Raw genomic sequence first — 19,758 nt, 5'->3', positions numbered from 1 at the left:
CGCAACTCGCTATTGAGCGAAGACGCATTTATACGCGGATGGGTATCATACTTAAGTTCATCACAACAATGAAGTCGATTCTGTGGATTAACCTTATCGCCATAAAACAAAAATGCGCAGGGTGTTAACTTTTATACAAAGTTCACCGCTGCGCATTTTTACCTGATAGCCAAGTTGCATTTCCCTTCAGGGAAACTCAAGAGGGGGCGATGCTTTAGGAAATACTCACCCTATTTTTTATGTCGATACCAGTAGTCGTTAACCGTTTCTTTCATCTCTTTGCAAAGCAACATGATGCCGAACAAGTTTGGCAAGGTCATTACCACGATAGCCACAGCTGAAAGTGCCCAAACTAATGTGGTGTCAGAGAATGCAGCCCAAACGAAACCGGCGACGTAGATGACGCGATACGGCATTACGGAACGAGGACCGAACAAATATGTCATAGCGCGATCACCATAATATGACCAAGCGATTGCGGTTGAGAACGCAAACAGCATAAGCCCAATTGACACGATATATTGACCGAAATCGCCAAAGAAACCGCGAGTAAAGGCAATGGTGGTGAGCGCTGCCGAGTGAACCAGTGACTTACCGCTTACTTCAAGGTTCTCTTTAACCGGCTTTCCGTCAACAATCTTAAGCGTGCCAGTAAACAAGTCTTCACTACCTACTGCATACTTCACGTCTTCTGCTACAGACCTAGCGTTAAGCAGTGTAAAACCATCGCTTACAGCCGTGCCGTTAACAACGGTAATTGAGCCAGTATAAGGCTGTACATTGCTACCTTCAATTTCATTCAAGTAACCATATAGTTTGTTTACGTCATCCTGATTCGAGTCGTCGTATTGACCTGCAACAAAGTACATGTCTGAACGATCGAAGACGTTTTCGTGTTTTTCTTTCCACACGCCAGACGACAAAATAACCAAACCCGTTACGGTACAAATTAGAATAGTGTCGATAAAGGGTTCAAGCAGTGACACCATACCTTCTGAAGCAGGCTCTTTCGTTTTTGCTGCTGCGTGAGCGATAGGTGCAGAGCCTTGACCCGCTTCGTTTGAAAACAAGCCTCGGTTAACCCCACGGTTAAACGCATAAGCTAACGAAGCTCCCAAGAAACCACCTGCGGCAGCTGAACCAGTAAACGCATCACCGATAACTGCGGCAAACGAAGGCCCTATGTTGTCAAGATTAGCGAAAATAACCGCTAGCGCACCGATGAGGTAGATAACAGCCATAACTGGAACAACACGCGCTGTAAACGCGGCAATGCGTTGGATACCACCAAGAATTACCAAGGCTAGAAGAATACCCAGTACACTACCTACCATCCAAGGCTCGAAGCCAAATGTTGCTTCGATACTTTGCGCGATACCATTACTTTGAGGAAGGTTTCCGGTACCAAATGAGCTGACTACCGTAGCAACAGCAAATGCAACCGCTAACCACTTCATGTTTAGGCGACGGTCCATGTAATACATAGGGCCACCGGCCATGGTGCCGTCTTCTGTCTTTACGCGATATTTGTGCGACAGAGTAACTTCAACGAATTTTGTAGTCATACCTAAAAAGGCGGTTACCCACATCCAAAATAGTGCAGCGGGGCCACCAAGGAAAATAGCGAATGCAACACCTGAGATGTTACCTGTACCTACGGTACCAGACAGTGCGGTAGTTAGCGCGCGAAAATGGGTGGTGTCGCCTGGATCGCTTTCTTTATCAAACTTACCGGTAACAACCTGCCAAGCATGTTTAAAGAAACGAATTTGCGGAAATTTAAGATAAACCGTAAAGAAAAGACCTACGCCTAACAGTACATAAGGAAACCAGAACGCGCCTCCTAAGAATCCATCGAGCATAGTTAGAAAACCATATAACCCTTCCAACGTTATTCCCCTTTTTTATTATGTTTAATTGTTGTTTTATTTTAATAATTAAAAGGCCTCTTTTTGTCGAGGCCTTTTTGCGGAAACTTTCGCTTCCTTATTTTTATTTTATTGCTCTGATGCTTTTAGCTTTTTAACAACTGCATTCACACCAATAAGTAAATCTTCACCTAATTGACGGCTACGCTGTACCGACCAACCGTAGATATCGTCCGGTACATCTGCATTGTCTTTAAATGGCATTTCCACCGTATATGCCATACATTTGAATTTCTCGCCCACCGCATTTGACGCTAAGGTTAAATTAGCCTTGCCTGGCTCATCTTTATCGTAACCAAATTCATCTTGAAACTCTGGCGTAGCGTTCAACAGCGCATCTTTAAACGTATTTTCAAGCATTTTGATGCTGTCATTGTAGCTAGGGTTACCCTCACTTCCTGCGACAAAGTTGTACGGCAATGCCTCATCACCGTGCAAATCAAGATACATGTCTACACCAATTTCGCTCATTGCATTCAGTACGTAAAGTACTTCTGGGCTTTTTTCTTGCGAAGGCGTTGCCCACTCACGGTTTAGATTGGTTCCTACAGCGTTGGTACGCAGATGACCGCGTGCGCTGCCGTCTGGGTTCATGTTTGGCACAATGTAGAAAACAGCATTATCAAGCAACTGTCGCGCCAAACCATCTTGCTCGTCGAGCAGACGATAAATAATACCTTCGGCACACCACTCGGCCATGGTTTCGCCAGGGTGTTGACGTGCCGTGATCCAGACTTTTTTCTTTTCTGGTGTTTCTTCACCGATAACCAGCATAGACATATCACGGCCATCAAGGGTAAGGCCTAGGAATTTGTGCTCGCACAGTAGTGACATCTGCGCGTCGTGTACAAGGTCAAGGTGACGTTCGTAGCTAAAAGGAATGAAATACGCGAAGTACACACTTGGCTGTTCTAGCGTTAGTGAGAACGTAAGATTGTCACCGTCAAATTCGCTAGGAATTCTAAACCAAGTTTGACGGTCGTAAGACGCTAGAACGTTATATCCCTTCCAACCTTCTGGATACGCTGACTTAGCCAGATTACCAATCGTCATTGTGTGAGTTACAAAAGTTTCGCCCACTAAACGAAAATGGAACCACTGAGCAAATTCAGATTGGTTGTCGTTGGGAATGGTTAGACGGATATCGTCTGGTGATTGTGCGCTAACAACTTCAATGTTACCGCTGTCGAATTGACTGGAAATATGCATAGACTGTCGTTTTCCTCATTATTTGAGCGCTAATTTAGCATAGACGTAAACACAAATTCCACGCACACAGCGGGTTTTGTACTATCGAAAGTATACAAAATGTTTACACCATCAAAAAACCGACCACTTAGGTCGGTTTTTTATACAGTTAATTAAACTGCGTGTTGCTTAAAGCGGCAACGTAGGGAAACTAAGCCCTGCCATATCACGAACTACACGTAGTACCTGACAGCTGTAACCAAACTCGTTGTCATACCACACGTATAGTGTCAGGCGGTTATCTGCGGCGATGGTCGCCTGAGAGTCAACCACAGACGCAGCGCGAGAGCCGACTAAGTCTGTTGACACAATCTCTTTACTTGCCGTGTAGTCAATTTGGTGTTGAAGCTTTGAGAACAACGCGGTATCGCGCAAGAACTCGTTAACTGCAATACGATCCACTGGTGTTTTAAGATTTAGGTTCAAAATCGCTAGCGACACATTAGGTGTAGGTACGCGGATAGCATTACCGGTAAGTTTACCTGCCAGTTTTGGGTACGCTTTGGCAACGGCTTTCGCAGCGCCCGTTTCGGTAATAACCATATTAAGTGGCGCACTACGTCCACGACGATCACCTTTGTGGTAGTTATCGATAAGGTTTTGGTCGTTAGTGTAAGAGTGAACGGTTTCAACGTGACCGTTTTCAATGCCATACTCTTCGTCTAGCGCTTTAAGTACCGGCGTTATTGCGTTAGTCGTACAGCTTGCAGCAGACACAATTGTATCTTCTGGTGTTACTTCTTCGTCATTTACACCGTGTACGATGTTCTTGATGTCACCTTTACCCGGGGCAGTAAGGATAGCTTTCGCTGCCCCCTTAGCTTTAAGGTGTAGGCCAAGGCCATCGCGGTCACGCCAGATACCCGTGTTGTCTACGATGATAGCGTTATCGATACCATATTGCGTGTAATCCACTTCATCTGGGCTGTTGGCATAAATGACTTGAATGTATGAACCGTTTGCTTTTAGCGCGTTACGCTCGTGGTCAACTGTGATGCTGCCGTTGAACGGCCCATGCACTGAATCGCGGCGCAGTAAGCTTGCGCGTTTTTCTAGGTCGCCATCGCGCCCGCCACGAACCACAATGGCACGTAAGCGAAGCTTATTGTTTTTACCTTGGCGTTCAATAAGCAAGCGAGCAAGTAAACGACCTATACGGCCAAAACCATATAGTACAACGTCCTGAGGTTTCTGATCGTCCTCTTTATCGGCAACGTCGTTTAGTTTTTCGTTAAGGTAGGCCGTAAGGTCGTTGTTGTCGACCGCAGAACCGTAGTGAAAATCAAAAGCCAATTTACCAATATCAATTTGTGCAGGAGCAAGCTTCATGTTGCTCAAGGCTTCTAAGATTGGATAGCTTTCGCGTAGGCGTAGCTTAATACCTTCGTGCAGACGCACTTTACGGTGCGCTTTGATAACATCAATAGCACTAGCGTTCAGTAGCGAGCGTCCATAAACCGAAATTTCAACTGCCTTATTGCGATACAATTTACCAATAAGGGGCAACATCATTTCTGCGTATTCCTGACGCTCTTGCCAGCTGCTTTGTAATTCCTGCTCAAACTGTTGATTCATGCTTCTGCCTTCATCGATATTAATTTAACGGTGTTGTCATTGTTGTATGCGCAGCCAATTTTTTTGTGGCACAAACACGTACAACTAATCCTAATTACGCGTCAGCTTTTTATTATTTTTAGGGTACACTAGGTGAGTTTTCGCCTGACGGTGACGAGCAGTATCTTAAATAAACAAGCAAGGAAGACCAAATTGTTGATAAGTTTCAAAACCTCTATGAAAACTCGTATAACAGAGAGTTTATTTAGTAAGTTTCCAACAAAAGGTTATGTAACGACGGTGTGGCTGGCAGCAGCGACAACACTGACGGGTTGTGGCGATCTTTTTGAACCTACTATCAGTGAAATTTGTGAATCTCACAGCGAGATTTGCTTAGATTTGAGTTTGGATGCCCGTTGTCGCGGCGAGCGAGCTGAGATTATTCGCTTGCGTTACTACAATCAAGATTCAAAAGACGACGCTTACAAGTACCCTCTCCTTCTGAACTTCGAAGAGTATCTAACCTGCGTCGAAGAAGTGCAGCATATCGAACACATTAAACGTAAAGGCAAGGAAGCGACACGGCTAAAAGGCGTTATTACTGCTCAGCGTGAAATTAAACGCCTAAGCCGCGAGACGAAAGACTCCCTTGATCCTTACCTTTCTTACTATCATTGGACACGATATAACGACAAAGAGGCTTTTCATCGCTTTGAGCGCTACGCTGCCAGCAACCGTGTAAGCGAGCCAAAGCTACTGGTCGCACTGGCCTCTGTTCAGATTAAAACAGACCAAAAGCGTACTATTGAAACCTTATATCGCGCGCTAAGTTTATATACAGATAGCGACGACATTGATGTCAGTATTTTCTACTCTCTTGCTTCAATGGGAATGGATATGGACAACTATCGCCTTGCCTATGTTTGGTATGGTGTGGCTGAAGCCTTCGATGAGAGACTTAACGACACTCAGCGTGTTCAACTTGGACAACGCTATGCCCTTCCAGTAGGCATTCTAGATAACATTGTTGATGAAATAGTCAGTAATTTGAATAGCGCGACCTTCAACGCAGATTCATTGAAACTGGATAAGCTCTGATTTTTTGAAACTCAATTACACAATTTCATTGGTAAATAATTAAAAAAACCGCCATTTATGGGCGGTTTTTTATGATTGGATCTCTCGACTTCCCACGTGAGGTCAAAATTTAATCAGATGTTTACCTTAATCAAGCGCTCACCTAGGGCTTTTTAACCTTTAATTTGTGTATCATCTTCGCCTTTAAAGGTCATAGATAGCGAATTTACGCAGTAGCGTTGACCCGTTGGCGCAGGACCATCTGGAAATACATGGCCTAAGTGCGAGCCACACTGCTTACAAAAAATCTCAACCCTACGCATACCGTGACTCAAGTCTTCTCTGTAATCTACATTACCGTCATCAAGCTGCTTATAGAAAGAAGGCCATCCACAACCAGCATCAAATTTAGTATCTGAGGGGAAAAGTGGCGCTTCGCAGCACTTACACACGTACAATCCATCTCGCTGCTCGTCTAGCAATACTCCAGTGAAAGGTCGCTCAGTACCCGCTTCGCGGCATACATAATATTCCTCGTCAGTGAGCTCAGTTTTCCAGTCTTTTTTAGCTACTGATGCGTTTGCTTTTTCATCTGTCGACATAACTTACCTCTTAAAACAAAAAAGGTGTATTTGAAAACAAATACACCTTTCGATAGTTTACGCTCAATTATGAGCGCGTGTAACACTATTTAGTTCATACTATTTTTTGATAGCGGTTTGCGGACGTGCAGGATCACTCCACTCGATGTGATACTTTTTACCTGCTGGCTTATCTACACGCTGATAAGTATGTGCGCCAAAATAATCGCGCTGGCCTTGCAGCAAATTAGCAGGTAGCACGGCTGTGCGATACGAATCGTAATAGCTTAGCGCCGACATCATTGCAGGGCAAGGCACGCCAGCCAGTGTCGCCTGTGCAATTGACTCACGCCAGTCAGCTTGATACTGCGTAATTTGTTCCGCAAAGAACGGGTCCAATAGCAAGTTGGCTAAGTCTTCGTTATTCTCGTAAGCCTGAGAAATAGACTGAAGAAATACGGCGCGAATAATACAGCCTGCACGCCATATTTTCGCTATTTCACCAAACTCCAGTGTCCAGCCGTGTTCTTTGCCTGCCATAGCCATTAACTGGAAGCCCTGTGCGTACGCACAGATTTTAGAGCAATAAAGCGCTTGCTCTAGCTTGTTAATGATCGACATTTTCTCATCATCGCTGAACGATGGCGCATCAGGGCCAGCAAGAACCTTGCTCGCAGCTACACGCTCGTCTTTCAAACTAGAAATACTGCGCGCGAATACCGCAGAAGTGATGGTCTGTGCCGGACTACCTACCTGTAATGCGCTTACTGCAGTCCAAAGGCCTGTACCTTTTTGACCTGCTCTATCTAAGATCACATCAACCAACGGCTGCTGTGTTTCTGGATCCATTTGCTCAAGAACTTCAGCACTAATTTCCATCAGGTAGCTATTCAGCTTGCCTTCGTTCCAGCGACGAAACACCTCTGCTATTTCAGCTGGCGCCATATGTAGCGCTTCGCGCATAACATGGTAAGTTTCGCAGATAAGCTGCATGTCGGCGTATTCGATACCGTTGTGCACCATTTTTACATAGTGCCCGGCTCCAACCGGACCGATGTAGGTCGCACATGGTTCGCCTTCTAACACTGGTTGACCTGGCGTATGGCTTTCTAATGGTTTACCTGTTTCTGGGTCAACCTTTGCAGCAATAGCTTTAAGAACAGGCTCAATGCGTGTCCATGCATAAGGGTTGCCTGAAGGCATAAGAGATGGCCCGAAACGAGCGCCTACTTCACCACCTGACACGGCGGTAGAGAAGAAGATAAATTTACCTTTGTACTGCTCTTCACGTGCTACAGAGTCTGTCCACAAACTGTTGCCAGTATCAACCACGATATCGTCAGCGTGAATTCCGGCGTCAATAAGATGATTGCAAACGTGGTCAACAGGATCGCCAGCAGGCACAGAGATAATAATAAGATGCGGGGCTTTTAACTTGCTTAAAAGCTCGGTGTAAGAACTGCAGCCTTCAACACGAGGCTCAGTATTTTCAGCTCTTTCGCTTGCGTCTTTGGCAAGAATAGACTCAACTTTGTTTTGGTCTAAATCGAAACACGCTACACGATAGCCATGGTCCACTAGGTTCATGGTTAGGTTACTACCCATCACCCCTAAACCGATAAAACCAATATCACACGACTTGTCTTCGTGCGAATTACCACCTTTCTTTTGCATAGGAACACCCTCACATTTCAGATGGCTGCGCATGATACCACCTGAAAGAATAAAGAACAGTCTAAGCTAACAATTTAGTGCGCAGTGGTGTAATTGTCACCAGCGGTAAACATTAACGGGTTTTGTAAGCTAGTTTAGCCGAGATTTTGGCACGCATTCAGCACCTGTGTTACGCGCTCTCGCCCATGCTGTATGAAATTCACACAAAGGTAAAGACTCTGTTTCTTATTCAGCTAACGTGCACTGAGTTTAGAGCCGTTTAGCGGTACTCTTAAATTCTTTAAAGGCATCCTTAACCAAGTATAAGGTCGTATTGTAAGCCATTATTCTATCCAGAGAACTGAGAAAAACTGAACAACGTTAGCGATTTGCTGGCCTGTAAAAACACCTTCTGAATGCAAATTGAAGGCTGTTCTTCAAGAGAGCTGTAGCGCGTATCCAAGTGCATGGTCCACCCTCCCCTGGGTATGACAGAAGGTAGGTGAAAACGCACGTCGCTTTCACTTGCATTAACACACAAAAACCAGTGCTCTGGCTTCTGGTCGCCCGTTACACAACCTTTTATTTCCACACCAAACGCTTTGTTATGATGCGCATTCCAGTCTTCAGACGCTTTGTCAGAACCATCGGGCTTATACCAATTTATTTCTTTTACATTTCGTGAGAGCGTAAAAGTATCATCGTGCAGCTTTAGTTCGCTTAACAGTGAAGAGGACTGACGCAAACGGATCACATATTGGCAGAAGCTAAGAAAATCTTGCTTGCGCTTGTTTAATTCCCAATTCATCCAGCTAATAGGATTATCCTGACAATAGGCATTATTATTGCCATTTTGGGTGCGGCTTAATTCATCGCCACCAAGAATATGCGGTGTACCTTGCGAGAAGATCAGCGTTGCAAAGAGATTGCGCTTTTGACGCTCACGCATAGCGAGTATCTGCTCGTCATTCGTTTCCCCTTCAATACCATAATTGGCAGACAGGTTGTGTCCATGGCCATCTCGATTTTCTTCTAAGTTATCGAGATTGTGACGTTCGGCGTAGGTCACCATATCGTGCAGCGTGAACCCATCGTGATATGTCACGTTATTTACCGACGTACTGATATGTCGATGGCCTTTGTGAAATATATCTCGTGAGCCCATTAAACGGGTAGCAAAGTCCGCGGTAACGCCATCGTCTCCACGCCAGAAGGCGCGCACCGTATCGCGGTATTTATCATTCACCTCTAACCATGGAGAAGGAAAGTTACCCACTTGGTAGCCGCCAGGCCCAATATCCCAGGGTTCGGCAAGCAATACCCTCTCTTTTAGAACAGGGTCGCTACTAATGGCTCTCAGCAGCCCAGATTTTTTACTATATTCTTGTGGCTCTCTTCCCAAGCATACTGCTAAATCGAAACGAAAGCCGTCAACGCCAATTACGGATACCCAGTGGCGCATGGCATCTAAAATAAGTCCCATCATAAATGGCTGCGCGGTATTTACCGTGTTACCACAGCCAGAGTGGTTGGAATAAACCAATTCTCCGTTTTTCGTTTGCTCTAATAAGTACGCTTGGTAAGGGCAAAACCCCTTATAAGAAAGAATAGGACCGCCATTGCCTGCCTCTGCTGTATGGTTAAATACCACATCAACAATAACCTCAAGTCCGGCAGTATGATAAGCATCTACCATAGACTTCAGTTCAGCAAGCGCATCTGACACACCGTAGCGTGGTTCAGGTGCAAAGAAGTTAACCGGGTTATATCCCCAATAATTGGTTAAGCCTTTCTCTGTAATAAATGGTTCAGGCATGAATGAACACAACGGCATAAATTGCACCGTGGTTATGCCTAATGCTTTGAGATGCTTGATGACACTCGGATGGGCAGCACCGATAAATTTGCCACGGTGTTCTTTAGGTACATCGGGATGGAGTTTTGTAAGCCCTTTAATATGTGCTTCGTAAACTACTCGCTTGTGTTTCGGTATAACAGGCGCGCTAACATGACTGGGCGCATAGTCATTTTGATCAATTACTATGCACTTGGGGATCATAAACTGAGAGTCGTGTTTGTATTGCCTAGCGTCCCATTTTATTGCGCGACTAATTTTCTTGGCGTAAGGGTCGATTAGCAGTTTGTCGGTGGGTACCGCATGTAACCCTCCCTCACCGCGTTCTACGCGATAACCATAGTATTGTCCTGCGCTAACGCCGCTGTAACGACCGTGCCAAACATCACCAGTTTTCTCAGGCAAAGGATGCTCACTCACCGCCTCTTCTGTGTCACTATTGAAAAAACACAACACGACCGCCTTCGCATCGGGCGCGTATACGGCAAAATTACAACCATCTTGTGTAACTGTTGCGCCAAGTGGATATGCCTTCCCCATTCCACTTTCTACAATTAGTGCGGTGTCTCGAATTTCGTTCACTTCGTTCTCAATTTATCTCTTCACTAGGGCGTGTCGCCCTAGTCGGATTAATCCACATTGGCAACATAAAATACCGTGGCTAGCGGCGGTAACGTGATTTCTGCAGAGTGAGTACGCTCATTCCAAGGTATGGTTTGCGTATTAACAGTAGAAGCAACGTCGTAGCCACTACCCCAATATGCACCATCATCAGTGTTTAGTGCTAGCGTTAGCGTGCATGCATCATCTACGCCTATTCTGAAGTTCTGACGTGGCACAGGCGTAAAATTAGATACCACATATACTTTTTGCTTCGCATCTTTTGACATGCGAACAAATGAAACCACGCTTTGGTCTGCATTATTGTGGTCCAGCCAAGCAAAGCCCCCTGGTTCGTGGTCTTGCTCGTAAAGCGCTGGCGTAGACGTATAGAGGTGGTTGAGCGCCTTATAAAGCGCTTGAATGCCTTTGTGTTTTTCGTAATCGAGCAAGTGCCAGTCTAAACTACTGTCATGGTTCCATTCTCGTGCCTGCGCAAGCTCGTTCCCCATAAAGTTAAGCTTCTTGCCGGGGTGACCGTACATAAAGCCTGCGTAACAACGCAGGTTAGCGGCTTGCTGCCATTCATCGCCAGGCATTTTGTGCAGCATACTGCCTTTGCCGTGTACCACTTCATCGTGCGAGATAGGCAGTACAAAGTTTTCGTCAAACGCGTAAACCATGCTAAAGGTAATATCGCCATGGTGATAGTTGCGATAGGCGGGGTCTTTAGCGATGTAGTGTAATGAGTCGTGCATCCACCCCATGTTCCACTTAAAGCCAAAGCCCAAACCACCATCAAATACTGGGCGAGAAACCTTGGGAAACGACGTTGATTCTTCGGCAATTGTCATGGCGTCTGGGAAGTGCTTGTACACTTCTTCATTCATCCATTTCAGTAAGCTGATGGCTTCGTAGTTTTCGTTGCCACCATCCACATTCGGGATCCACTCTCCGTCATTGCGTGAATAGTCGAGATAAAGCATGGATGCCACTGCATCAACCCTGAGTCCATCAACGTGAAATTTGTCTAGCCAAAACAGTGCGTTTGCAACTAAAAACTGACGAACTGTGTCTTTGCCGAAATCGTAAATGCAAGAATTCCAATCCGGATGCCAACCTTTCCTCGGATCTTCATATTCATAAACACAAGAACCATCAAATCGCGCCAAGCCATGGCCGTCTTCCGGGAAATGTGCAGGTACCCAGTCGATAATTACGCCTATACCTGCTTGGTGAGCCTTATCAACAAAGTATTTAAATTCATCTGGGTTTCCAAATCTACTCGTTGGTGCGAACATTCCCACGGGCTGATAGCCCCACGAACCGTCGAAAGGAAACTCGGAAATAGGCAGCAATTCAACGTGAGTGTAACCCATATCGCTGACGTAGCTTATTAAGTCATCGGCCAGCGCTTTATAAGTAAGATAGCGCGCATCAGTTTCAATACCCGGGCGCTTCCAAGAGCCAAGGTGCACCTCATAAATGCTCATTGGGCTGTTGTATTTATTCCCCTTTCGCTTTTCCATCCATGCACTATCATTCCACTCATAGTTATTGTGGTTGTAAATTTTCGAAGCATGAGAAGGATACTGCTCTGCACTGAAGCCAAGTGGGTCAGCCTTGTGCGGTAGGTCGTGGCCGTGTGCATCTTTAATGTGATACTTGTAGCGCTCTCCCTCTGCGAGTTCTGGCACAAACAGTACCCAGTATCCCATAGAGGTCTTTTCCATAGGATGCGTGCGCCCATCCCACTGATTGAAATCGCCAATGAGCGACACCGTACTCGCATTGGGCGCGAAAACGCAGAACCTGACACCTTTTATCGCATCGCCTTGTGATGAAGTGAGCGTTAAAAGTTGCGCACCCGCTTGCTCGTACAAGTTTGAAGGCTTGCTATCGATATAGTGTACCGCATGATACGCCTGCTCGGAGAATTGATAAGGATCGATATAGCCCTTATCGTCATTCAAGCCTTCGGCGATAACGCGATAAACCTCACCCTGATATTCTTTAGGCAGTGGTGTTTCAAAAAGGCCATTTTTGGAGGTAACGGTTACATTTGCTAGCGCTGCATTCTCCCATTCAATCGTTATCTTGCTGACATTAGGACGCCAAACGCGAAGTACCGACTTCTGCTGATTTTTAACTACACCTAAATGGGAAAACGGCTGAGAACATAATACCTGTTCAAACTGCTGCGCTAATTGCATTCGCTACTCCTAGTAAAAACCCGCATGGCAGCGGGTTGAATTGTGAGCTTAAATGCGTTGTATACATTTAAGCTCTATCAAGTACCGTCTTGGTACTTTATCTTACTCGTTTAAGTTACCCAGGCAACCGCCTATTATCATTTCTTTGATAATGGCAATTAACCCTGACTTGCTTGCTTTCTGGCATGAGTAAGTTTAGACGCCAATTCATTTATATCATGTCTATCGAACATCGACTCGATATTCTCTGTGAGTTTTCTTCGCCAGTTTGGATATTCGTCAAAAGTACCAGGAATATTGACCGGCTTATCCATTTCCAACCAGTCTTCCAATTGCAGGCTCAATAATGCGCTCGAGCCACCTGCCATGTGCACCTGCATACCGTTATTCAGTTCGCGATTCATACCCGTATGATTAACATCGCGGCCTACATTGTCGCCAATTGAACCGTGGCCGTGCAATGTATCTAAAATCGCCTGTTTGTTTTCATGACGATCCGCATAAAGCGTTTGAAGGATTTCTTCTGTTGGATAAAGCCCTATTTCTTTGCCTAGCTCTAAATCTAAACAGTGCCAGTAACCAATCAGCGTTGGCATATCGTGAGTAGTCAACGTTGACATAGACTGAACAGGGTAATGGCTAGGTGAGAAGAAACCGCCGTCTTCCGCTTGTTCGAAGAAAAATACGCGGTATGAGTACACGCCATTATCGGCAAGCTTACTGCGAATTTCTTCTGGTACAGTACCCAAGTCTTCACCAATAACCAGGCTTTGATTGCGGTGACTTTCTAGCGCTAGAATACCGAGTAAATCGTCTACAGGATAATAAACATAGCCGCCATCTTTAGCGTTATCGCCTTTCACAACCCACCATAAACGCAGCAACGCCATGACGTGATCGATACGCAATGAGCCTGACGACGCCATGTTAGACGCAAACAGGTCAATAATGGGCTGGTAACCCTGTTCATACAGCTTACGAGGGTCCATAGGCGGCAACCCCCAGTTCTGGCCTAGTGGGCCCAAGATATCCGGTGGAGCACCTACACTTGCGCCTGTGCAGTATAGGTCTTTGTTACCCCAAATTTCCGCACTTCCTTCACTAACGCCTACCGCCAAGTCGCGATAAAGACCAATGGTCATGCCTGCATCAGTAGCTTTGTTGCTTGCAAGCTCAAGCTGTTGGGCGGCAATCCACTGTAGGAACAAGTAAAATTTGACGTCTTGTTCGTTTGCACTCTTAAACTTAGCCACGGCTGGGTTGTAATAGTCTTTGTAATCTTGTGGGAATACCGGCCATCCCCAGCTGTCTTTACCTTCAGCTTTTAGGTGCGATTGCAAGGCGTCGTACACCGCTAACATATCTAAGCTTTCACCGCCCGCTTCTACGAAGGCTTTAAACGCTTTATTTTGCTTTGTGCTTTTACGAAGGTATTTGGCATCGTAAACATCAAATACTGCTTTAAGCGCAGCCAGTTTCACATGGGCGACTGCCTCGTAGTCTACATGTTCTACGTTACGTGCATGTTCAAGCGTGGCTTTAAACTCATCACTGCTCACTATCGCTTGTACTGATGCATCGTCATAGCCGTCAATAGCAGTCACATCGATATACAAATAATTAAGCCAGCGACGTGAGCTTGGCCCATAAGGCGAGCACGCGTTGGGATTTGCAGGGTAAAGCGCATGAATAGGATTAAGTCCGATAAAGTCTGCACCCACACCAGCGGCTTTTTCAATAAGCAGAGCTAAATCAGAAAAATCACCAATCCCCCAGTTCTTTTCACTGCGTACACAGTAAAGTTGAACGCTCAAGCCCCATATTTTTTTGCCTTCTTTAATTTCGTTTGGCGTGTAGCACGCTTCTGGTGCCACAATTAAGCGAGAACGCGCAAACTCATCGTCATCAGCGCTTAAGGCTACATCGTGATAACCAAGGGGCAAATCCAAAGGCAGTGTTACTACGTATTCATGAAACTCTACATCGTCGATATGCGCCATCGTCGTCATTTCTTGGTCAACTGGCGTAAATTGATGAGTGAGCACGTCACCATTTTCACAGGTGACCGTGAGCGTGTGATCATCGTTCACTAACTCGATAGGCAAACGAACAGCTAAATTAATTTCTTGGGTATTGCGAACCACTTGAACAGGATTTAACGGCGACAACCATACCGACTTTATATCTTGTGTAATTTGTGACTGAATTTTTTCATCACTGCTGGTGTCATAGCCAAGTGTGTTAAGCAGTTTTGCTTTACTTGATTCTGCGATGGTTGCTGGCTTTCCCCATGCGTCGACGTATTGGGTTTCAATTCCCCGCATTTCAACCAGTTGTTGCAGAAGTTGTTGTGTCATGGTGTGTCATTCCTGTTATTCGGTAAAAGACGCAAAGCAAATTAAGCATAGTGCGTCTACAAACAAATTTTTAACATTATTCTAGAAACAAGGGCTTGGCGATATCTGAATACGATTGCAATAGCACTTATTCGTAATTTTGCAACACTTTGGCTTTTTATTTTGCTAATTATGGCATTTTGATCCATACTTTACGTAATTTATTTTCATTTTATTTAAATAATCGGGGTACGTTATGACAATTCGCATCGGTATCAATGGTTTTGGCCGTATTGGACGCCTAGTAATGCGCGCAGCAGCAGAGCGCAACGACATCGAAGTTGTTGCAATAAACGACTTACTAGACACGGACTACATTGCTTATCTATTGAAATACGACTCGACTCACGGTTTATTCGACGGTGAAGTTACAGTAGATAACAATAGCCTAGTTGTAAACGGCAAAACTATCCGCATTACATCTGAAAGAGATCCAGCTGCACTTAAGTGGGATGAAGTAGACGTTGACGTGGTTGTTGAATCAACAGGTCTGTTCCTGACTAAAGAAACTGCCGCGAAGCACATCGAAGCTGGCGCGAAGAAAGTTGTTATGTCTGCACCTTCTAAAGATGACACGCCTATGTTCGTTATGGGTGTAAACCAAGAAAGCTACGCTGGCGAAACTATTGTTTCAAACGCGTCTTGCACAACTAACTGTCTTGCTCCTCTTGCCAAAGTGCTTAACGATAAATTTGGTATTGTAGACGGTTTGATGACAACGGTTCACGCAACAACTGCAACACAGAAAACGGTAGACGGTCCTTCAATGAAAGACTGGCGTGGTGGTCGTGGTGCTGGTCAGAACATCATTCCATCATCAACCGGTGCAGCAAAAGCAGTAGGTAAAGTTATCCCTGAGCTTAACGGCAAGTTAACAGGTATGGCTTTCCGTGTACCTACACCAAACGTTTCAGTAGTAGACCTTACTGTAAACCTTGCGAAGCCTGCTAGCTACGATGAAATTTGTGCAGCAATGAAAGAAGCTTCAGAAGGCGAGCTTAAAGGTATCATGGGTTACACAGAAGATGCGGTTGTGTCTAACGACTTCCTTGGCGACGCTCGCACATCGGTATTTGACGCCACAGCAGGTATCGCACTTACTGATACATTCGTTAAACTCGTTTCTTGGTACGACAACGAATGGGGCTACTCAAACAAGGTTCTAGACCTTGTGGCTCATATTTCTAAGTAATTAACGGTATTAAGCGAAAATAGTTAAACTATTCACGCTAAAGTTGAGTTAATCTAAAGGTGTAAACACGGCGTTTGCACCTTTTTTGTTTTTCGTGGTCGTAAACACGCATAATAACGATATTCCAGCGACATACGCTTTCCCGTCGCTTACCCTTTGTTGTTTTCTTATTAGTCCAAGGAGGGCTTATGCCACCTGTGAGTTCAGTTACCGTTAGTGAGTCTAATGGACTTACCTTTTTAGACGTAGATAATGCGTTTGCCTCTGCGCGTATTAGCCTATTTGGCGGTCATATCTTGTCATATGTGCCTAAAAGCGATGGCAGAGAGCGTCTTTGGGTGAGTCCCCATGCTTACTTGAACGGAGAGCGACCTATTCGCGGTGGTATTCCGGTGTGCTGGCCTTGGTTTAGCGATGATCACGGTCGAGAAAAAGGTGCCCTCCCCGCTCACGGCTTTTTGAGAACACAAGTGTGGAAGCTGATTCATTCAGAAGATACAGAAAGCGGAACAACGATTACGCTTTCGCCAAGCTTTACCCGAGCAGAAGGGTTTGAGAACGATTGTAACGTGACCATGGTAATTACCGTTGGTGAGACGATGGACGTCGCGCTAACTACAGAAAATACGGGTGTTGTACCATTCGAATTTAACTGTGCGCTACATACATATTTCCACGTTGATCACATTCAACATACCCAAATAACTGGAATTGAAGGTCAATATAAAGACAAACTTGACGACTGGGGACTTAAGACGACACCGAGTCCTTACACCATCACAGGCGAAACGGATCGCATTCATGTTGCGCCGATTAAAACGGCAGAAATTGAAGTCGAAGGCAACGCGTTTACGGAAGTGGTATCCGACGGCAATGACTCTTTGGTAGTGTGGAACCCGTGGTTAGGCGCAGCGTCTATTTCAGACATGGACCCATTTGGCTATAAGCATATGTTGTGCGTAGAAACATCGCTAACTCAGGGAAAGACACTGTCCCCCGGTGCTAGCCACACACTGAAACAAACTATTGTTCCGAAGTAAATTATTTGAAGTGCAAGCGCAATTTCGCTGACACTTTGGAAGGTAGACAGTCGCAGTTCACGATCAAGAGATATAAAAAAACCTGCCAATGAGCAGGTTTTTTCATTTAAATGTTCAGCAAATTACTGTTTAGCACCCGCAACAGCTTCTTTTGCTAGCTGCGTAATACGCGCCCAGTCACCTGATTCAATTGCGTCGTCAGGGGCAAGCCACGAACCACCTACACATTTAACGTTGTTAAGCGCTAAATAGTCATTGTAGTTGTTTGGACCAATGCCACCCGTTGGGCAAAACGTCACATCAGGGAAAGGACCACTGATTGACTTAATGGCTTTAACGCCACCTGAAGCCTCTGCTGGGAAGAATTTCATGTGGGTATAACCCGCATCTTTACCCTTCATCAAATCAGAAGTTGAAGAGATACCAGGGATAAGTGGAATTTCTGAGTCCATACCCGCTTTTAGCAAATCAGCCGTCATACCTGGGCTAATTGCGAACTTAGCGCCAGCTTCAACTACCGCTTTAAGCTGCTGGGCGTTAGTCACGGTTCCAGCACCAATTAGCGAGTCAGGCACTTCTTGTGCAATTCGCTTAATCACGTCAATAGCAGCAGGGGTACGTAGCGTTACTTCCAGTACTTTAATACCACCTTCCATCAGCGCTTTTGCCAGAGGAACCGCTTTTTCTACGTCATTGATTACCAAAACAGGTACAACTGGACCGGCCGCAAAAATTTCCTCTGGAGAGTATTTCCATTTCGTTGTCATAATTTAGCTCGCTGTATTTTGATTCAGATATGCAGCCGCACCCAATAAACCATGATCAGGTTCTGCAATTAAATAGGTGGGAATGTCTTTCACGTAGTGCTTCATTTGCCCTTTCGCTTCAAAACGCGCTCTAAAATCGCTATTTTGAATAAATTCAGGGAAACGGTTAGCAATACCACCACCAATGAAGATGCCGCCCGTGGTCGCCATGTTAAGTGCTAAATTACCCGCAAAGCTTCCCATAATTCGGCAGAATTGGGTAAGCGTCGCTTCAGCAATTTTACAAGTACCGTTCAGCGCAGCGTCAGTGATTTGAGCCGGCTCGGTAAATACAACTGGTGCTGATGCGTGGTTTGCTAGCGCGGTGTAAATATTATGCAGACCGCGTCCAGACATTACTTCTTCAGCAGAAGCACGTCCTAAGGTAGATTGAAGGTGACGCCATACGACAACATCGGTTTCATCTACCGGTGCAAAGTCTACATGACCACCTTCACCGTCCAGCGTCTGCCAGCCCGTTGAGGTCATTGTAATATGCTCAACACCCAATCCTGTACCAGGTCCAAAAACAGCGATATTGCCATTTTCTTTCGCAGTGCCTTCGCCAATTTGTACCACTTGCTCTTCGCCCAATACAGGCAAAGAGTGCGCTACGGCAGTGAAGTCATTGATAACGAACAACGCGTCTAGTTTAAGCTGAGAGCGAAGTGCATTTTGAGAAAATGCCCAACTGTGATTCGTCATCTCGACTTGATCGCCCAATACTGGACATGCAATTGCAATACAACCTTGCGAAAAGCTGTATTCCGGCATGTCGCTAAAGTATTGTGCAATAGCAAGGTCGATGCTGGCGAAATCATTACACATATATTTTTTGATGTCGGCTACACCTGACTCGGTTACCCTTGCAACACGAATATTCGTACCGCCAACATCAGCCACAAACTTCTGGCTCATTATGCTTGCTCCTGCGTGTAAAACAGTGAACATGCACCCTCTTCTGCACCCGTCAGAATAGCGCGCATACCCGCAAACATTTCACGTCCCATTCCAACGTGATGCTTAGCTAAGTTCGCTGGCGCTGCTTCACGTGCAGCTAGTGTTTCATCGTCCACATGCAGTGTTAGTGCACCAGTTTGTGTGTTTAGCTCAATAATGTCGCCCTCTTGCACTTTAGCAAGTAGACCGCCTTTATAAGCTTCTGGAGTCACGTGGATAGCTGCAGGAACTTTACCCGATGCACCAGACATACGACCGTCAGTAACTAGCGCCACTTTAAAGCCGCGATCTTGAAGCACACCAAGAGGTGGCGTTAAGCGGTGAAGTTCTGGCATACCAATCGCTGAAGGACCTTGGAAGCGAACAACTACAATGCAGTCTTTGTCTAACTTGCCAGACTTAAACGCGTCATCGAGTTCAAACTGGTCTTCAAACACAACTGCTGGTGCTTTGATATTACAGTGAGGCGTGCGAAGTGCTGAGGTTTTAATAACGCCACGACCAAGATTGCCGTCAAGCACACTCAAACCACCATCTGGCTTAAACGGTGCGTCAACAGTTGCTAGCACTTCTTTATCAAGGGATTCAGTTGGGCCGTCTCGCCATTCTAATTCGCCGTCTTTAAGCACAGGCTCTTTAGTGTAGAAGTCTAAGC

The 19,758-nt window shown here is 45.5% G+C and carries 13 protein-coding genes and 1 pseudogene; 3 read left to right on the top strand and 11 right to left on the bottom strand.

Annotated elements, in window-relative coordinates; all coding sequences use genetic code 11:
- Positions 1 to 230: 230 nt before the first annotated feature.
- The 3 genes from QVA83_RS03575 to QVA83_RS03565 form a co-directional block, all read right to left on the bottom strand.
- Positions 231 to 1,889, bottom strand: a complete 1,659-nt coding sequence (locus tag QVA83_RS03575) for an alanine/glycine:cation symporter family protein (RefSeq protein WP_156078498.1) — start codon at positions 1,887 to 1,889, stop codon at positions 231 to 233.
- Between the two features lie 108 nt (positions 1,890 to 1,997).
- Positions 1,998 to 3,137: a M14 family metallopeptidase gene (locus tag QVA83_RS03570; protein ID WP_156078499.1), complete on the bottom strand. Its 1,140-nt coding sequence runs from the start codon at positions 3,135 to 3,137 to the stop codon at positions 1,998 to 2,000.
- A 168-nt stretch (positions 3,138 to 3,305) separates the two neighbouring features.
- A complete protein-coding gene (locus QVA83_RS03565; RefSeq protein WP_014979588.1) occupies positions 3,306 to 4,751 on the bottom strand; it encodes a glyceraldehyde-3-phosphate dehydrogenase in 1,446 nt (481 codons plus the stop codon).
- A gap of 192 nt (positions 4,752 to 4,943) precedes the next feature.
- On the opposite strand from QVA83_RS03565, the gene QVA83_RS03560 reads away from it, so the two are divergent.
- Entirely contained in the window at positions 4,944 to 5,828 is an 885-nt protein-coding gene (locus tag QVA83_RS03560; RefSeq protein WP_156078500.1) for a DUF2989 domain-containing protein, read from the top strand.
- A gap of 152 nt (positions 5,829 to 5,980) precedes the next feature.
- Here the strand turns inward: QVA83_RS03560 and msrB are convergent, their stop codons facing one another.
- The 5 genes from msrB to malQ form a co-directional block, all read right to left on the bottom strand.
- Positions 5,981 to 6,409 (bottom strand): peptide-methionine (R)-S-oxide reductase MsrB, encoded by a 429-nt coding sequence (msrB, locus tag QVA83_RS03555; RefSeq protein WP_014949842.1) that lies wholly within the window; start codon positions 6,407 to 6,409, stop codon positions 5,981 to 5,983.
- Positions 6,410 to 6,508: 99 nt separating this feature from the next.
- Positions 6,509 to 8,062, bottom strand: a complete 1,554-nt coding sequence (gene gnd / locus QVA83_RS03550) for an NADP-dependent phosphogluconate dehydrogenase (RefSeq protein ID WP_014949843.1) — start codon at positions 8,060 to 8,062, stop codon at positions 6,509 to 6,511.
- 328 nt (positions 8,063 to 8,390) lie between these two features.
- Positions 8,391 to 10,478: a glycogen debranching protein GlgX gene (gene glgX, locus QVA83_RS03545; protein ID WP_156078501.1), complete on the bottom strand. Its 2,088-nt coding sequence runs from the start codon at positions 10,476 to 10,478 to the stop codon at positions 8,391 to 8,393.
- Between the two features lie 47 nt (positions 10,479 to 10,525).
- On the bottom strand, positions 10,526 to 12,709 hold the full coding sequence (gene glgB / locus QVA83_RS03540; protein ID WP_014949845.1) for a 1,4-alpha-glucan branching protein GlgB: 2,184 nt from the start codon (positions 12,707 to 12,709) through the stop codon (positions 10,526 to 10,528).
- 158 nt (positions 12,710 to 12,867) lie between these two features.
- Positions 12,868 to 15,066, bottom strand: coding sequence for a 4-alpha-glucanotransferase (gene malQ / locus QVA83_RS03535; RefSeq protein WP_156078502.1), 2,199 nt, complete (start codon positions 15,064 to 15,066; stop codon positions 12,868 to 12,870).
- A gap of 235 nt (positions 15,067 to 15,301) precedes the next feature.
- On the opposite strand from malQ, the gene gap reads away from it, so the two are divergent.
- Complete coding sequence (gap, locus tag QVA83_RS03530) at positions 15,302 to 16,297, top strand: type I glyceraldehyde-3-phosphate dehydrogenase (protein WP_014976817.1); 996 nt, start codon at positions 15,302 to 15,304, stop codon at positions 16,295 to 16,297.
- Between the two features lie 188 nt (positions 16,298 to 16,485).
- The gene (locus QVA83_RS03525; protein WP_014976818.1) at positions 16,486 to 17,337 is read left to right on the top strand and encodes a D-hexose-6-phosphate mutarotase; all 852 of its coding nucleotides are present in this window, start codon (positions 16,486 to 16,488) and stop codon (positions 17,335 to 17,337) included.
- Between the two features lie 122 nt (positions 17,338 to 17,459).
- Here the strand turns inward: QVA83_RS03525 and QVA83_RS03520 are convergent, their stop codons facing one another.
- The 3 genes and pseudogenes from QVA83_RS03520 to QVA83_RS03510 form a co-directional block, all read right to left on the bottom strand.
- On the bottom strand, positions 17,460 to 18,104 hold the full coding sequence (locus QVA83_RS03520) for a bifunctional 4-hydroxy-2-oxoglutarate aldolase/2-dehydro-3-deoxy-phosphogluconate aldolase (protein ID WP_014949849.1): 645 nt from the start codon (positions 18,102 to 18,104) through the stop codon (positions 17,460 to 17,462).
- A gap of 3 nt (positions 18,105 to 18,107) precedes the next feature.
- Complete coding sequence (locus QVA83_RS03515; RefSeq protein ID WP_014949850.1) at positions 18,108 to 19,061, bottom strand: glucokinase; 954 nt, start codon at positions 19,059 to 19,061, stop codon at positions 18,108 to 18,110.
- Positions 19,061 to 19,758, bottom strand: a pseudogene (locus tag QVA83_RS03510) (phosphogluconate dehydratase); the annotation flags it as partial. The gene QVA83_RS03515 and the pseudogene QVA83_RS03510, both read right to left, overlap by 1 nt.

It is taken from the genome of Alteromonas sp. AO-Serp (assembly GCF_017849675.1).
Taxonomy (GTDB): Bacteria; Pseudomonadota; Gammaproteobacteria; order Enterobacterales; family Alteromonadaceae; genus Alteromonas; species Alteromonas macleodii.
This window is presented reverse-complemented; position numbering and strand designations above follow the sequence as displayed.

Coding starts and splice junctions, on each gene's coding strand:
- QVA83_RS03570 (WP_156078499.1), bottom strand. CDS start 3,137: ATGCATATTTCCAGTCAATTCGACAGCGGTAACATTGAAGTTGTTAGC.
- QVA83_RS03565 (WP_014979588.1), bottom strand. CDS start 4,751: ATGAATCAACAGTTTGAGCAGGAATTACAAAGCAGCTGGCAAGAGCGT.
- msrB (WP_014949842.1), bottom strand. CDS start 6,409: ATGTCGACAGATGAAAAAGCAAACGCATCAGTAGCTAAAAAAGACTGG.
- gnd (WP_014949843.1), bottom strand. CDS start 8,062: ATGCAAAAGAAAGGTGGTAATTCGCACGAAGACAAGTCGTGTGATATT.
- glgB (WP_014949845.1), bottom strand. CDS start 12,709: ATGCAATTAGCGCAGCAGTTTGAACAGGTATTATGTTCTCAGCCGTTT.
- malQ (WP_156078502.1), bottom strand. CDS start 15,066: ATGACACAACAACTTCTGCAACAACTGGTTGAAATGCGGGGAATTGAA.
- gap (WP_014976817.1), top strand. CDS start 15,302: ATGACAATTCGCATCGGTATCAATGGTTTTGGCCGTATTGGACGCCTA.
- QVA83_RS03525 (WP_014976818.1), top strand. CDS start 16,486: ATGCCACCTGTGAGTTCAGTTACCGTTAGTGAGTCTAATGGACTTACC.
- QVA83_RS03520 (WP_014949849.1), bottom strand. CDS start 18,104: ATGACAACGAAATGGAAATACTCTCCAGAGGAAATTTTTGCGGCCGGT.
- QVA83_RS03515 (WP_014949850.1), bottom strand. CDS start 19,061: ATGAGCCAGAAGTTTGTGGCTGATGTTGGCGGTACGAATATTCGTGTT.